The 1559-nt window shown below is 63.7% G+C and carries 1 protein-coding gene; it reads right to left on the reverse strand.

The features are described from left to right. Nucleotides 1–202: 202 nt before the first annotated feature. Nucleotides 203–1441 carry a cytochrome P450 gene (locus tag EOA38_RS36170; protein WP_127301467.1) on the reverse strand — a complete coding sequence of 413 codons (1239 nt, stop codon included), beginning with the start codon at nt 1439–1441 and terminating at the stop codon, nt 203–205. Nucleotides 1442–1559: the final 118 nt, after the last annotated feature.

The following is a 1559-nucleotide window of genomic DNA, read 5'->3' on the forward strand; positions in this document are numbered from 1 at the left end:
ATCGTTTCGTCATCCACGGGCGGAGCAAGGAGCGTAGCGACGCAGCGCAGACCCGAGGATCCATTCCATGACTTTGAAGCGTTGCAGCGATGCAGAATTCTGCTCGTTTGCACCCTTCGGCGAGGTCACGGAATGGATCCTTGGGTCTTCGCTCCGCTTCGCGTCGCTACGCCCAAGGATGACGAAGTCGGGTACGCCTCGCTCAGAAACTGACAGCCAGCCGCTCCAACCCATGAAAATGATACGTATCGCGGAAACGCGGCTCCTCGGCCAGGCGCAGCTTCGGCAGGCGCTCGAACAGCGTTTTCAACGAAACCTGCAGTTCCAGCCTGGCCAGCGGCGCGCCGATGCAGAAATGGATGCCGGCACCGAACGAGACGTTCTTCTGGTCCGTGCGGACCGGATTGAATGTGTCGGGTCCGGCAAACGCCAGCCGGTCGTGGTTGGCCATGCCAAGCAGCAGCGCCACCATCTCGCCCGGCTTGACCAAGATGCCCGGCGCCGCTTCGATCTCTTCATAGGCGTAGCGCAGGAACATATGCAGCGGCGCGTCGAAGCGCAGGCATTCCTCGACCGTCGCGACGTTCGCTTCGGGTGTCTCGAAGAAGCGGCACCGATCGCCGCCCTGCGCCAGGATCGTGCGCACCGCATTGCCGGTCTGGTGCACCGTCGCTTCGTGTCCGGCATTGAGTAAAAGGATCGCCGAGGAAACCAGCTCGTCTTCCGAAAGCTTCTGGCCGTTGTCCTGGGCCTCGATCAGCTGCGAAAGCAGATCGTCGCCGGGCTTCTTGCGCCGCTCGGCGACGTAGCCGCGCAGGAAGGCCGCGAAATCGCGGCTGGCGCGGTTGGCCGTGTCCTCGATCTCACGCGTGCGGCCGTGCATGTACATGGCGACCATCCGGTGCGACCAGTCGAGCAGTTGCGGCCCCATATCGACCGGAACGCCCAGCATCTCGGCGATGATTGTGATCGGCAAGGGTGAGGCGTAAGCCGGCAGAAGGTCGACGCCGCCTGGCTCGAAACGGTCGATCAGCTCATTGGCCAAGACCTCGATGCGCGGCCTCAGCCGCTCGACCTGGCGCGAGACGAAGGCGCGGTTGACCAGCGTCCGCAGTCTCGTATGCACCGGCGGCTCGAGCTCCAGAATCGAATTCGCCTCGATCGCGTCGAAGGCGGTCAGATGCGAGCGATCGTCGCCCACTCCGCGGCTGTCGGGAATGCCGGCCGGGTTCTGGCGGCCGAAGCGGCGGTCGCGCAGCAGCCGATTGACGTCGTCGAAGCCGCCAAAACACCAGAAGCCGTAGTCCTCCCAGAAGAAGGCATTGGAGATGCCATGCAGGAAGGCATAGGCCTCATAAGGGTTCTGCACGAAGGCCGGCTCGTGCGGGTCGAGCCGTAGGCGGCGGCTGGTTGGATCGAAAGCGAGATAGGCTGGCATCATGTCTGACCAATAGCGCGCCTTGTCGGCCCGATGCCAGATCGTATCTTGGCGCCCATCGTGCCGATGCGTTGAGCCAGGCACACAAGGCAGTGCGAGGAGCTCCGGCGCCGCGCTTCAG

The sequence above is a fragment of the Mesorhizobium sp. M1E.F.Ca.ET.041.01.1.1 genome (genome assembly GCF_003997355.1).
In the GTDB taxonomy this organism is placed as follows: Bacteria; Pseudomonadota; Alphaproteobacteria; order Rhizobiales; family Rhizobiaceae; genus Mesorhizobium.

Bases quoted from the DNA above. Each gene is read 5' to 3' on its own strand.
- EOA38_RS36170 (WP_127301467.1), bottom strand. From the start codon at position 1,441: ATGATGCCAGCCTATCTCGCTTTCGATCCAACCAGCCGCCGCCTACGG.